The organism is Polynucleobacter aenigmaticus (genome assembly GCF_002206635.1).
GTDB classification, from domain to species: Bacteria; Pseudomonadota; Gammaproteobacteria; order Burkholderiales; family Burkholderiaceae; genus Polynucleobacter; species Polynucleobacter aenigmaticus.
This window is the reverse complement of the sequence record NZ_NGUO01000009.1, coordinates 34,505-47,334: the sequence shown is the minus strand read 5'-3', so window position 1 is coordinate 47,334 and position 12,830 is coordinate 34,505. Positions and strand designations below refer to the sequence as shown.

Below are 12,830 nucleotides of genomic sequence, written 5' to 3'. Positions count from 1 at the left end.
GAATTTTCATGAGTGCCGGCATCAAATATGTAACTGACGCTTCTTTCGAGCAAGACGTTCTCAAGTCCGATAAACCCGTTCTCCTCGACTTCTGGGCTGAGTGGTGTGGCCCTTGCAAGATGATTGGCCCTATCCTCGAAGAACTCGCTGGCGAGTACGGCGATAAGATCCAAATCGCAAAGATGAACGTCGATGAGAACCAAGGCGTTCCTGCCCAGTTCAATATTCGCGGCATTCCGACTTTGATCCTCTTTAAGAACGGCACTGTTGCTGCTCAAAAAGTAGGCGCTTTGGCTAAATCCCAGTTGACTGCATTTATTGATAGTCATCTGTAAATAATCTTTGACCACAGGTTCACTGGGTGAGCCTGTGGTTTTTAGCTATTTTTAGTGTAGTATCTAGTTCATCAGCATTCCAACGCACTTTCAGTGCCCCGTTCTTTAGCAATTTTCCTCCCTCTTTTTTAGCAAACTCCCCCAAAATTCCGTTTCCCCAAAACTGTCTGATGACCATCTAGACAGCGATACCCAAAAACACATTCATACCCTTATCTACACCCGAGAACCACATGCAATTATCTGAACTCAAAGTACTCCACGTATCCGCTCTGCTTGAAATGGCATCTAGCTTGGAGATTGAAAATACCCAACGGATGCGTAAACAAGAATTAATGTTTGCCATCCTCAAGAAACGCGCTAAAGAAGGCGAGTCTGTTTTCGGTGATGGTACTTTGGAAGTATTGCCTGACGGCTTTGGTTTCTTACGCTCCCCAGATGCCTCTTACATGGCTTCTCCGGACGATATCTATATCTCTCCCGCACAGATCCGCCGCTTTAACCTGCACACTGGTGACAGCGTTGAAGGCGAGGTTCGCACCCCTAAAGATGGCGAACGTTACTTTGCATTGGTAAAAGTAGACAAGATCAACGGTTTGCCTCCAGAGGCTTTGAAGAACCGCATCATGTTCGAAAACTTAACGCCTTTGCACCCAAATCGCGTGGTTCAATTAGAGCGTGACATCAAAGCGGAAGAGAATTTAACAGGTCGCATCATCGACATGATCTCCCCGATTGGCTATGGTCAGCGTGGCTTGATCGTGTCTTCACCTAAATCTGGTAAGACCGTGATGATGCAACATATTGCTCACGCCATTGCTGCAAACAATCCGGATGCGATCCTTATTGTGCTGTTGGTTGATGAGCGTCCTGAAGAAGTGACTGAGATGCAGCGCTCTGTTCGCGGTGAAGTTGTTGCCTCGACCTTTGACGAGCCAGCTGTACGCCACGTTCAGGTTGCCGAGATGGTGATTGAAAAAGCCAAACGCTTAGTCGAGATGAAAAAAGACGTCATCATCTTGCTTGACTCGATTACCCGCCTTGCTCGCGCTTACAACACCGTGATCCCTTCATCTGGAAAAGTACTCTCTGGTGGTGTGGATGCCAATGCCTTGCAACGTCCAAAACGTTTCTTTGGTGCTGCGCGTAACGTTGAAGAAGGTGGTTCACTCACCATCATCGCCACCGCATTGATTGAAACCGGTAGCCGTATGGATGACCTCATCTACGAAGAGTTCAAAGGTACCGGCAATATGGAAGTGCACCTTGAGCGTCGCTTAGCTGAACGCCGTGTTTACCCATCGATTAACCTCAACAAGTCTGGCACCCGCCGAGAAGAGTTACTGGTTAAAGCAGAAAACCTCCAGAAAATCTGGGTTTTACGTAAATTATTGGCCGATATGGACGATATTGAGGCGATGAACTTTATTGTTGATAAGCTCAAATCCACCAAAAATAACGGCGAATTCTTCGATTTGATGCGTAAAGGCAGCTAATTTAGCCTTTCGTAGACGGTAAAAGTGCGCTTTGTTGTTGATTTCATGGCATAATTTCGCCTTTACCGCTTTAATAATTTGCATTTAACTTGGGTAAGTATTTAGGTCTTCGGACCCAAACGGCTGCCTGCTAATAGGACTTAATAATGAAACCTGGCATTCACCCCGAATATCGTGAAATCGTCTTTGTAGACGTTTCTAATAACTTCAGCTTCAAGACTCGCTCCACTATGTCTACTAGAGAGACAATCAAGTGGGAAGATGGCAATGAATATCCGCTGTCCAAGATCGAGACTTCATCTGAGTCACACCCTTTCTACACTGGTACCCAGAAGATTATGGATACTGCTGGTCGTGTTGAGAAATTCCGTCAGAAGTTTGGTACTAAAGCAGTTGCTAAGGCGACTGGTGATGGCGCCGCTAAGACTGCTGAGAAAAAAGCTGCTGCTGCAGAAGCTAAAGCTGCTGAAAAGCCAGCTAAAAAGAAGGCTTAATAATAGGCTTACTCAATACAGGGATTGGGCATTAACCCTCCCCCTGCGAGATAATCAAGGCAGCGTTTGCTGCCTTTTTTATTACCCGTTTTAGTTGCACTAATTTGTATTGCCCAAATGAGCTACCTAACGCATGGTTAAACTCACCGCCGCCGCCACTACCTCGATTCCCCGCATCATTATTTTTGCGTTGACCATCGTCTATGGTCTCGCCGGTCTTTTTGCACGTGATCCATGGAAGAACGAGGATGCAATCGGCTTTGGTGGCATGTGGACTCTGCGGCACGGCCAGGCACTCGATTGGATTGTTCCGCATCTTGCTGGCCGCGATATCTCCTTAGGCTCACCCTTCCCGTATTGGCTAGGCGCCACCCTCATGGATCTGTTTGGGCCATTTATTGGCATGAGTAATGCTGCACGCCTTTACTCTGCAGTCTGTTTCTTTGCATCTGCTGTGGCAATTTGGTATGCCACCTACCTATTGGGCCGTCGCCAAGAGGTGCAACCGATGGCACTTGCTGTCGGTGGTCAACCAGGTCGCAAAAACTATGGCATGACTTTAGCTGATGGCGCTTTGCTCATTTTCTTGGCCTGCGTTGGTCTTGCCCAGCGTGCGCACGAGACCACGCCAATGATGGCGCAACTCATGGGTATCAGTATTGTCTTGTACGGCACAGTACGCGGTCTAGATAAACCATGGCAAGGCGGTCTATGGACTGGCCTCGGAATTACTATTGTTGCCCTCTCTAGCAATCTCACGCTCAGCTTGCTGATTGTGAGCTCTACCATCATTGCAGTCATTGCTAGTAATGCAAAGTTGCGCTTTCGTTGGACGTTAACCAGTACCGTATTAGGTTTAATTGGCTTTGCAATTTGGCCGGCACTTTGGTATCTCGGCAACCTCACCCCTGAATGGCGTCATATCGCTGAAGAAGGCTGGCGCAATATGCCAGAAATGCGAGCCACCCCATCTATTGAGTCACTCGGATTTTTGAGCGTCAACTTCTGGGCCTATGCTTGGCCAGTTTGGCCATTGGCTATCATCTCTCTCGCACACTGGGGTCGAGCAAAAGAAGCGGGGCAATGGCGCGCACCCCACCTTTGCATTCCGCTCAGCTTGTTTACTGCTTGTTTGATTTATGTTTTGTTCAGACTAGAAGCCAATGAACATGACCTCATCATTTTGATTCCCAGTCTCTCGATCATCGCTGCATTTAGTTTGCCCATTCTCAAGCGCGACTTGATTAGTTTTATTGACTGGTTTGCGATGTTTAGTTTCACCATAATCGCCTTGGCTATTTGGATTATTTGGCTAGCAAAGGTCACTGGCTACCCAGAAACAACCGCCGCAAATTTAGCCCGTCTCTTGCCAGGTTTTCAGGCGCAATTTGATTACATTGGCTTTATCGTCGCCATCATCATTACTGGAATATGGCTGGCCATCGTTCGCTGGAGAACGTCTCGCGCTCCAAAAGAAATCTGGCGCTGCCTCATCATCTCTGCATCCGGCACCACACTGATGTGGGTATTATTAATGACACTCTGGTTGCCAACGATTAATTACGCTAAAACATATCGCTATGTGTCCGATCGCTTGGAAACCATTATTGCCAACACTCCAGGGTGCATCGATACCAGCAACCTAGGCTCCGCCCAATTAGCCTCATTTAGTTACTTTACTAAGCTGCCACTACGTGATGATCCCAGTTGCAATCTCATGCTGACTCATAGCTCCCTTGAGGCAAAGGCATACGCCAGCCTCAATAAAAAGAAAATTGAATTACTTTGGGAAGATCGCCGCGCATCTGACCGCGATGAGCGTTTACGCCTCTACCAAATTACTCCTGCCAGTAAAGAATAAATCGTGTTGCACTTTAAGTTATCGCGCTTGCGCGGGGATGTCGCCTCCCTTTTAAAGCTAGCCGGACCAATACTGATTGGTCAACTGGCAGTGATTACCTTCGGCGTTTTGGATACCGCCATGACAGCCCGCTATTCTGCTGATGACTTAGCAGCGCTGGCAATGGCTTCAGCTATTTTTATCAGCGTCTATGTTGGCCTGACTGGCGTGATCTCTGCGCTTGCGCCTATTGCCGGGCAACTCTTTGGCGCTAAACGCTTTAATGACATTGGCGAAGAAGTGCGGCAGGCGACATGGCTTGCAGTCGGCCTCACTCTGTTGGGCGGCGCAATCTTGCTCAATGCCGACTACTTACTAGAAATCTCTCAAGTCACGCCCGATATCGAGGGTAAAGCTAAGCTCTATCTCAACATCCTCGCAATAGGATTGCCCGCCAGCATGGCGATGCGCGTGTTAATGGCTTTGCATAATGCCGTCTCTAGACCAGTAGTGATTACCGTGGTGCAACTCGTTGGCCTGGGCTTAAAGCTGCCACTTAATCTCTTATTTATATATGGCGGCTTCGGTATCGAAGGTATGGGCGGACCAGGTTGCGCTGTGGCGACTGTCATCATCAATTGGTTCTGGCTCATCATCACTCTAGGCTTCGTGCTGTTTGATAGTTTTTACAAGCCCTTCAAGATCTTTGCGCACTTTAGCTGGCCCAATTGGCATCGCATTTGGACTCTCCTGAAATTAGGTGCGCCGATAGGCTTTAGTTACTTGATTGAAGTAACATCTTTTACCTTTATGTCGCTGTTTATTGCGCGCTTAGGAACGACTGCTTTGGCTGGACATCAAATTGTGGCCAATATGGGTACTGTCATTTATATGGTTCCTTTATCTCTTTCGATTGCGACGATGACTTTAGTCTCTCAATCGATTGGCGCTAACCAACAAGAGCGCGCTGAAGAAATTGGCTGGTCATCGGTTTTCTTCACAACTACTTTGTGCGTATCAATTGGTGTAGCGGTGTGGATCTTCAGGGCAACCCTACTCGATCTCTATGATCCACCTGAAGAAGTGAAAGTATTTTCGATTCCACTCTTTTTGTTTATTGCCTTCTACCAAGTATTTGATGCCCTGCAAATTACTGCGGCATTTATTCTGCGAGCCTATCGCATTGCCTTCTGGCCAATGCTGATTTATGCGGGCTCACTCTGGGGCGTTGGCTTAGGTGGTGGCTACTTGATGGGCTTTAATGTGCTGGGCAATACTCCTGAATTTTTACAAGGGGCCAATGGCTTTTGGGCCGGCAATAGTATGAGCCTCGGCTTGGCAGCACTCTTACTACTCTACCTCTTTAGAAAAACGGCGGCACGCTTTGAGAAAACGCATCCGCCGGTCGAAGTCTAACCATCAAGCCATCTGACTTACTGGATAGGTTTAAAGCCACTGTTAGGAGGGGCGTAATTCGGATTACCGCCCTGCGTTGGATAACTGGGCACCTGATTGCCTTTGGAATACATGCACTGTTGATAGGCAATGTTGTATTGAACCTGTCCTTGATTTTGTTTCCCAGAAGAGTTCATGGCGCCCATCGCAGCACCACCCAATAAACCGATGCCAGCACCAGTTCCAATGTTCTGACTACTGCCGCCCTGGATGACTGCACCCGCTGCCGCACCTAAAGCAGCACCAATCACTGCACTAGTAGCACCCTCTTTTAACGCGGCATTACTCGTATCTTTAATTGCATTTGCAGCAAACTCACGACATTGCTGGTCGTCCTGCTGGAACACCTCAAAAGGTTTGCCTTCACGCGGCATGATGGCGATGGTTGGGCCAGTTGGTGCAGAGACACAAGCTGCCAAAGAGCTGATTGCGATTAGGGTAAGTACAACACGTTTCATATTGAATCCTTCAATCTCGTTATCTTTTGATCTCATTAATGCTGAGTACGCCGAGGTACAGCGTTGCTAGATGTACTGGAGGGTGGCATCGCTGGCTGAGTCTGCCAGCCTGATGCGCAACTTTGTACATAAGGAAAATATTGCGCACTCGCCTCACAGTAATACCAAACTGGGGGTTGGGGTTGAGAAGCCAAAACCAAGGGCTGCGGCGGTGCTGCATAAGTAACTACGGGCGGAGCTGCATACACCACTGGTGGTGAATAGTAACCAGCTCCATAAGGGTAGCCATAGCCAGAGCCATAATAGCCACCCCTCCAGCCAGGACCCCAGCCGCCGCCCCAGCCTGGGCCGTAAGCTGCTGGACGCCAACCGCCGCCATAGCCTCCGCCGTAACCTCCGCCGTAACCGCCGCCGACTGAAACAGCCCAACCAACATTACCTGCTTGCGCTGTCACAGGGGCAAGCGCGCATAAACCAGCCGTCGCTAGGAGCGTCAGAATTGTTTTGCATATAACTGATTTAAAGTGTTTTTGACTTGATTTCATAGTGGACCCCATTAATTGGTCGCCTCCTACTACCCTTAACGCTTCATCCAAATCCAAGCTGACAGGAATTGGGCTTTGATTAGAATATTTATCGCTTTAGAGGCTAACTACTCTAATTTTGCGCCTGATCTATAAATTACTCTACCCCATTTATTGGCTTCAGATTGGATCAACTTGGAGAGCTCTTGGGGGCTTCCGGGTGCGGGTTCAAGACCGCTTGAGAGGAGCTTATTTCTGACTTCGGGTTGATTCAGGGTTTGGCGAGTGAGGGTATTTAAGCGTTTTTGCAGGGCTGGTGGCAGATTTGCCGGTGCCATGAGCGAGAACCACGAGGTTGCCTCAAATCCAGGCAAGCCTTGCTCTGCCATTGTCGGAATCTCCGGAGCCGCTGGAGAGCGTTTTAAGGTGGTTACCGCCAAAGCCTGCACCTCTCCCGCCTTGATCAGCGGCAAAGATGAAGAAAGATTGTCAAAGAGCATGGAAATGCGGCCACTGATGAGATCGGGCAAAGACTGCGCCCTACCTTTGTAGGGAATGTGTCGAATCTGTACACCGGTCATCTCCTTGAATAACTCACCTGACATATGCAAGGAAGTGCCAATGCCAGATGAACCGAAAGTCAGCTCATTGGGCTTTGCTTTAGCTAAGTCGATGAGCTCATGCAAGCTTGTCACACCCAACTTCTTGTTCACAACCAACACATTCGGTGTGCTCGCTAGAAAACTAATGGGCGTGAAATCATTAATTGGATGAAATGACATCTTGTCATAAAGCGCACCGTTGATCGCATGAATTCCGACCGTACCGATTAATAAGGTGTAGCCATCAGGATCACTCTTGGCCACCACGTCGGCGCCGATGTTGCCACCATAGCCTGGACGATTTTCAACGAGGACTGGCACGCCCAAACTTCGCTGCCAACCCTCAGCAAGTACGCGCGCCAAGATATCGGGTGCACCGCCCGGGGTGAATGTCACAATAATTCTAATGGCTTGCTTAGGCCAAGCGATATTGGGCTTAATGGGATTACTAGCTTGGGCTTGGGCAGCACTATTGAAGACAAGGCAAGTTAGCAGTATTGCTAAGCTCTTCGCCACCTTTAAAACGGTAGTCATGAGATCACCGGCGCAAGATTAAAAACCAAAACGCGTGCGCAACCAAATCCATCCTTCGTATTTAACGGGATCATCAGCACAAGGGCCAATGCCACACTCAAGCAGAGTAGATGCTATGTTTGCAAAAACAATGGTGATGAATAAGATCACCAAGATGTTAGCAAACAGTGAACGTGAACGCACATCACGGTTCGGTAGCATCAGCAAAATAGCAAGACCCGCTATCAGACCAATATACCCAACAAACGCCCAAGTATAAAAATGAAGCTCTAGAAAGGTGGCACCAAATCCTTTATCACCCGGCAAAACATGTAAAAGCACTTGGCGCAAGGAAACCATCATGCCTACTAAGCCGCCGATGATGCCCCACCCGTAATGCGCTGAATGCGCACCGCAACGCATGTTTAACACCAGCGCAAAACCAATGATCACAAAACCCATGCGCTGCATCAAGCATAGAGGGCAAGGCAGCTCACCAAAGTAGAGTTGATCAATAAAGGCATAGGACAGCATGCCAATAATTGCCGCCAAAGCCAGTTGATTACCAAGAGCCGCTAGAGAGGGAAAGTCATGCTTACTCACATTTCCTCACAGACTAATATTGAGATGGTCGGTAGCGTGAACACGAAACCAGAACATCAAGATGCCAACAGTAATAGCAAGAACCACTAAACCCGCCAGGCGCTTCTCAAACCACACGAGGACAAGACCGATAAAGGCCGTCAGGAAAGGTAGAAACATATACATGGGAGAATTCTATCGCAGGTCGATCTAGACTCTAAAAACAAGAGTTTAGGAGGGTCTTTTGTATAGAATGAGCCATGAACTCCACCCCACCCCGCATTGATCTAAAGCTAGAGGGATCTATTGCCCGCATTACCTTTAATAATCCAGCGGCGCGCAATGCCTTAACTTGGCCCATGTATGAAGAGCTCAAACAGATTTGCGATGACTTAGCCAATAAGCCAGAAATTCGGGTGGCAATTTTTAGAGGTGCCGGTGACAAGGCCTTTGTCTCTGGTAGTGATATTCAGCAGTTTGTTGACCTGAAAACGAATGAGGCTTATGAAGTTTCTGTAGATGCCATTTTTCATTCCTTGCAACATTTACCTATTCCAACGATTGCACTGATTGAGGGATTGGCTGTTGGTAGTGGCTTGCTCATTGCCACAGCATGTGATTTCAGAATCTCCACAAGTGATGCTCGATTTGGTATTCCAGTGGCAAAGACTTTGGGGAACTGCCTATCGCCAAGCAATCTGTCATGGATCGCTAGTCACTTAGGTGTACCGATGGTCAAACGCATGCTCTTGAGTGCAGAACTGATCAAGGCACCGGAGTTACTCAATTCAGGCTATCTCTATCAAACTACTTCGCCTGAAGAGATTGGCGGCGTGACTGATGCCTTGGCAGTCAAGTTAGCTGCGCTTGCGCCCATCACACAAAAAGCGAGCAAGCTCACCTTAGCTCGCCTGATGGAGAGCAATCTTCCCGATTGCACTGCGCTCATGAGGGAAACTTACAACAGCGCTGACTTCAAAGAAGGTGTTCATGCCTTCCTTGAGGGGCGTTCGCCAAAGTGGCTTGGTAAGTAGTTGCTACTTGACGCCAATCATTCCATTTAAACGATCTTGATTTTGAGTGGTGTTAAGCCTTCAACACTTCCTTCTAGTACATCGCCTCTTTTCACAGGACCCACACCTGCAGGCGTGCCTGACATAATCAAATCGCCTGGCTCCAGAGTAAATAGAGTTGAGAGATAAGCAATAGTGTCTGGAACATTCCAAATCAACTGATTTAAGTCACCTTCCTGGCGCACTTCACCATTGACTAATAGCCTGACCGAACCTGCGCTGGGATGACCACACTGAGCAGCAGGCGTAATAGCGGCACAAGGTGCGGATTGATCAAATGCCTTCCCTGTGTCCCAAGGGCGACCCATCTTCTTAGCTTCGCCTTGCAAATCGCGGCGTGTCATATCTAGGCCGACACCGTAACCATAAACATGTTCAAGCGCCTTATCAGCCGGAATGTTCGCGCCGCCCTTGCCAATAGCAACCACCATCTCAATCTCATGATGCACATCATTGGAGAGATTGGGATATGCCATATCTTTGCCATCAGCCACAATCGAGTTCGCTGGCTTCATGAAGAAAAAAGGTGGCTCACGATCGGGATCATGACCCATCTCGCGTGCGTGGTCAGCATAATTACGACCAACGCAATAAATGCGATTCACTGCAAAGCGACGGGCCTCGCCCACCACAGGAAGTGAGGGAACGGTAGGTGGATCAATAACGTATGCGGTGCTCATGAATAGCCCTTCAAATTGGAGTCTCGTTTTTTAATAAAAATAATATGTGAATTAATTATGACATCACTTGGATGGATGTCATTTTGGACTGGCGGTACGGAGTTTGAGCACCAGGATGCTCAGTGCTAAAGCAAAGGTCAAGGCATTGGCCAAAATCAGGGGCCACTTTTCAATAATGAGGCCATAGATGAGCCACAAACCCACGCCCGCAGTAAACAGGCTATACATCCCTACTGAAATCCCCGAGAGATCTCGGGTGCGCCACGATTGAATCGCTTGCGGCAGAAATGCAATTGTCGTCAGAAAGGCGGCGCAGTAACCGATGATCTCAATTTGATGTGGCTGCAGAATCATTGGGGCGATATACGCACTTGCTATGGAGATTATTGCTTTTGAATTAAGCCGGCTTTTCGCGATTCAATTTCTTTATTGATAGCTACAAGCGTTTTTGCATCCGGTGACTTCCAGTTGCCACCGGCCTTATTAGCCATATAAGCAACCGCATCAGAGAATCCCTCAATACTCAGATTTGGATTGCCGCCCTTAGGAGGCATTGCGCGTACACCAACGTAAGCGTGTGCAGTTAATGTGACTTGCCCTTCAGCAATTAAAGGTGCCCACTTTGTTTTATCGCCAAACTTAGGCGCATTCAGAACACCGGCACCGTGACAGGCTGCGCAAACTTGTTTATAGGTATTTTCGCCAGGATCGGCAAACGCGGCAAAGCTAACAGCAGAAACAGCAACAAGAATCCAGGGGCGGAGGGATGTAGTCATATGGCCAACATTAAGAATAGTGAATTGTTATTAGCAATAATTTATCTCAATTTTCAAAGGTATGCCCAACTTAGCACTAAGTTAGACCTAAGCTAAACCAAAATGGCTTGCAACCCTATAAGTAATGAAGGCTGCCAGATAGGCTAAAACAAAAAGGTAGCTCAGCATGATGACTGGAATCTTCCAGCCACCGGTTTCTCTTTTCACCGCTGCAATCGTCGATAAGCACTGCGGGGCAAAAACAAACCAAGCCAGTAGAGACAAGGCTGTCGCCAAACTCCAGCCCTTGGTGATCAAAGGAAGTAAAGCATCGGCTGCATCAACGCCTGAGTTAGAAAGAGCGTAAACCGTGGCTAAAGAGCTCACGACAACTTCTCGAGCTGCCATGCCGGGGACCAAGGCAATACTGATTTGCCAATTAAAGCCAATCGGCTCAAAGACCACAGCCAAAGCTTGACCCATCATTCCAGCAATACTGTATTGAATCGGTGAGCCAGTAGCGTTTTCTGGAGGAAGCGGAAAGCTAGAGAGCGCCCATAAACACACCGTCATGATGAGAATAATCCCGCCCACACGACGCAAGAATATTTCTGCACGTTGCCATAAGCCAATCGCTAGATTACTTAGACGTGGCAAGTGATAACTTGGCAACTCCATCATCAAAGCATTGAGCTGAAATTTTTCACTCGTAAAGTGCTTTAATATCCACGCAACGGCCATCGCACCTGCGATGCCGGCAACGTAGAGCAAGAACAATACTAGGCCCTGTAAATCTAAACCCGCCCATAACTTACGCTCAGGAATAAATGCGGAAATCAATAAGGCATAAACCGGAAGGCGCGCGGAGCAAGTCATCATCGGCGCAATCAAAATTGTGACCAAACGATCGCGTGCATTAGAGATGCTACGGGTTGCCATAATCCCGGGTATAGCGCAGGCAAAGCTAGACAGCAGTGGAATAAAAGACCTACCGGATAGACCAACTCGCCCCATCAAACGATCTAATAAGTAGGCGGCGCGTGGAAGATATCCAGACTCCTCCAAAATCAGAATGAAGAAATACAGAATCAGAATCTGGGGCAAGAAAATCAGTACACCACCAGCGCCCGCCAAAATACCGTCAACTAATAAACTGCGTAACCAATTATTTGGCAGCATTTGGGTGAATAAGGCCCCGAGCCAATCCACTCCGACTTCAATCGCCTCCATGGGTAAGGTTGCCCAAGTAAATACCGCTTGAAAGATAAAGAATAGAACGGCTGCCAAAATGACTGGGCCAAATACCGGATGAAGCAATACAGAATCTAAGCGGTCACTCAGTCGATCTGGAATAATCTGATCTAAGTCTAGATTCTGCAAAATGTGATGCACTTGTACGTTATCAGACTCAGTATGAGCCGTATGATCTGTCGATGTTTCAACACCCTCATCCACATTACTAGCACATAAGGCTGATAAGTTTTTCCAGTCTAGTTGACTGAGATATTGCTTGAGCTGATCAGCACCGTCTGACTGAATACCGACAGTAGCAATTACAGGCAATCCCAATTCTTGAGATAAAGCCTTCGCATCCACAGCTAGACCCTGGCGCTTCGCCACATCAACCATATTTAAGACAACGAGACAGGGCAATCCTAGGCGTTTTGCCGACAACACCAAGCGTAAATTACGCCTGAGGTTCATGGCATTGAGAACACACAATACGAGGTCTGGTCGCTTTTCACCTTGCGCATTGCCATGGAGAACATTGCAAGTCACTCGCTCATCCAAAGAGCGTGGATACAAACTGTATGCTCCAGGCAAATCTAAAATACGAATCACCTTTTGAGATTCGAGCGTTAAGCGCCCTTCTTTTCTCTCTACGGTAACGCCAGAGTAATTAGCCACCTTCTGGCGACTTCCCGTAAGCAAATTAAATAATGCCGTTTTGCCGCAATTAGGGTTACCCAGTAAGGCAACTAAGGGCTCACTTGGAAAGAAATGAATCTTCGCTTCAGACATG

At 47.9% G+C, this 12,830-nt stretch carries 15 protein-coding genes; 6 read left to right on the top strand and 9 right to left on the bottom strand.

The genetic code is table 11. The features are described from left to right. Positions 1–8: 8 nt before the first annotated feature. The 5 genes from trxA (at position 9) to CBI30_RS05740 (ending at position 5,581) form a co-directional block, all read left to right on the top strand. Positions 9–335: a thioredoxin TrxA gene (gene trxA, locus CBI30_RS05760; RefSeq protein ID WP_062309025.1), complete on the top strand. Its 327-nt coding sequence runs from the start codon at positions 9–11 to the stop codon at positions 333–335. Between the two features lie 233 nt (positions 336–568). Beyond that, the gene (rho, locus tag CBI30_RS05755; protein ID WP_088527367.1) at positions 569–1,831 is read left to right on the top strand and encodes a transcription termination factor Rho; all 1,263 of its coding nucleotides are present in this window, start codon (positions 569–571) and stop codon (positions 1,829–1,831) included. 146 nt (positions 1,832–1,977) lie between these two features. Beyond that, positions 1,978–2,325: a type B 50S ribosomal protein L31 gene (locus tag CBI30_RS05750; protein WP_088527366.1), complete on the top strand. Its 348-nt coding sequence runs from the start codon at positions 1,978–1,980 to the stop codon at positions 2,323–2,325. A gap of 133 nt (positions 2,326–2,458) precedes the next feature. Then, positions 2,459–4,186: an ArnT family glycosyltransferase gene (locus CBI30_RS05745; protein ID WP_088527365.1), complete on the top strand. Its 1,728-nt coding sequence runs from the start codon at positions 2,459–2,461 to the stop codon at positions 4,184–4,186. A gap of 3 nt (positions 4,187–4,189) precedes the next feature. Beyond that, a complete protein-coding gene (locus CBI30_RS05740) occupies positions 4,190–5,581 on the top strand; it encodes an MATE family efflux transporter (protein ID WP_088527364.1) in 1,392 nt (463 codons plus the stop codon). Positions 5,582–5,598: 17 nt separating this feature from the next. Here CBI30_RS05740 and CBI30_RS05735 read toward each other — a convergent pair whose 3' ends face one another. The 5 genes from CBI30_RS05735 to CBI30_RS11170 all read right to left on the bottom strand — a co-directional run bounded on the left by CBI30_RS05735 (position 5,599) and on the right by CBI30_RS11170 (position 8,485). Then, complete coding sequence (locus tag CBI30_RS05735; RefSeq protein ID WP_088527506.1) at positions 5,599–6,078, bottom strand: glycine zipper family protein; 480 nt, start codon at positions 6,076–6,078, stop codon at positions 5,599–5,601. A gap of 35 nt (positions 6,079–6,113) precedes the next feature. Beyond that, the gene (locus CBI30_RS05730) at positions 6,114–6,623 is read right to left on the bottom strand and encodes a hypothetical protein (protein ID WP_169711251.1); all 510 of its coding nucleotides are present in this window, start codon (positions 6,621–6,623) and stop codon (positions 6,114–6,116) included. 107 nt (positions 6,624–6,730) lie between these two features. After that, positions 6,731–7,738, bottom strand: coding sequence for a Bug family tripartite tricarboxylate transporter substrate binding protein (locus tag CBI30_RS05725; RefSeq protein ID WP_088527363.1), 1,008 nt, complete (start codon positions 7,736–7,738; stop codon positions 6,731–6,733). Positions 7,739–7,756: 18 nt separating this feature from the next. Further along, on the bottom strand, positions 7,757–8,320 hold the full coding sequence (locus tag CBI30_RS05720; protein ID WP_088527362.1) for a disulfide bond formation protein B: 564 nt from the start codon (positions 8,318–8,320) through the stop codon (positions 7,757–7,759). Positions 8,321–8,326: 6 nt separating this feature from the next. Then, positions 8,327–8,485 carry a DUF5993 family protein gene (locus CBI30_RS11170; protein ID WP_169711253.1) on the bottom strand — a complete coding sequence of 53 codons (159 nt, stop codon included), beginning with the start codon at positions 8,483–8,485 and terminating at the stop codon, positions 8,327–8,329. Positions 8,486–8,559: 74 nt separating this feature from the next. Here CBI30_RS11170 and CBI30_RS05715 point away from each other — a divergent pair, with 74 nt between their 5' ends. Then, the gene (locus CBI30_RS05715; RefSeq protein ID WP_088527361.1) at positions 8,560–9,333 is read left to right on the top strand and encodes an enoyl-CoA hydratase/isomerase family protein; all 774 of its coding nucleotides are present in this window, start codon (positions 8,560–8,562) and stop codon (positions 9,331–9,333) included. A 26-nt stretch (positions 9,334–9,359) separates the two neighbouring features. Here the strand turns inward: CBI30_RS05715 and CBI30_RS05710 are convergent, their stop codons facing one another. The 4 genes from CBI30_RS05710 to feoB all read right to left on the bottom strand — a co-directional run bounded on the left by CBI30_RS05710 (position 9,360) and on the right by feoB (position 12,829). Beyond that, positions 9,360–10,052, bottom strand: coding sequence for a fumarylacetoacetate hydrolase family protein (locus CBI30_RS05710; RefSeq protein ID WP_088527360.1), 693 nt, complete (start codon positions 10,050–10,052; stop codon positions 9,360–9,362). Between the two features lie 78 nt (positions 10,053–10,130). Beyond that, positions 10,131–10,406, bottom strand: a complete 276-nt coding sequence (locus tag CBI30_RS05705) for a SemiSWEET transporter (protein WP_088527359.1) — start codon at positions 10,404–10,406, stop codon at positions 10,131–10,133. A gap of 29 nt (positions 10,407–10,435) precedes the next feature. Then, complete coding sequence (locus CBI30_RS05700; RefSeq protein ID WP_088527358.1) at positions 10,436–10,828, bottom strand: c-type cytochrome; 393 nt, start codon at positions 10,826–10,828, stop codon at positions 10,436–10,438. Positions 10,829–10,915: 87 nt separating this feature from the next. Then, positions 10,916–12,829, bottom strand: a complete 1,914-nt coding sequence (gene feoB, locus CBI30_RS05695) for a ferrous iron transporter B (RefSeq protein WP_088527357.1) — start codon at positions 12,827–12,829, stop codon at positions 10,916–10,918. Position 12,830: the final 1 nt, after the last annotated feature.